The 610-nt window shown below is 47.4% G+C and carries 1 protein-coding gene; it reads left to right on the top strand.

Annotated features, from left to right (window positions below):
- A partial coding sequence (gene coaE / locus AC1DSE_RS36175) for a dephospho-CoA kinase (protein ID WP_477529235.1) occupies positions 1-496 on the top strand: 496 nt, incomplete at its 5' end.
- Positions 497-610 lie beyond the last annotated feature (114 nt).

Here is a 610-nt window from a genome sequence, read left to right as displayed (position 1 = left end):
ACAGGAGGTTGTACTTCCCGGGGAACCAGCATTAGAGGCAATCGCCTCTACGTTTGGACAAGCTGTCCTTGAAACGGACGGTTCTCTTAACCGCAAAGCTCTCGGCGAAATTGTGTTTCGCGATAAACAATCATTAGCAAAGCTTGAATCCATAACCCATCCAGCTATACGGGCGCGGATGCAGCAAACCATACATACTTACGCAGAGCAGTATCCAGAACGATTAGTAGTAGCTGACGTGCCGCTGCTATACGAGACGAAGCAGGAGCATCTGTACGAAGGCATATTGGTCGTATATGTACCCGCTGAGCTTCAGAAAAAGCGCTTAATGGAACGAAACCATTTGCCTGAAGAAGAAGCAAGCCGGCGCATCGCACTGCAAATGGATATTGAGCAAAAGAGACTGAAAGCGGATTGGGTCATCGATAACAGCGGATCGCTGGAGGAGACGAAGCGTCAGCTGGATGAATTTTGGAAAAGTAAGTGTATGCCATGAGGGTATTCCAAAAGAAAAGGGTGCTGCTCGTCCTGCTGCTTGGTTTATTGACGATTTTATTTCTCAAATCAGATTGGCTTGCGGAGTGGATGTATCCGGTTCATTACAAAGAAG

This window comes from Paenibacillus sp. 01L418, assembly GCF_056400045.1.
The sequence above is the reverse complement of the archived record's forward strand: the minus strand, read 5'-3'. Positions and strand labels throughout refer to the sequence as shown.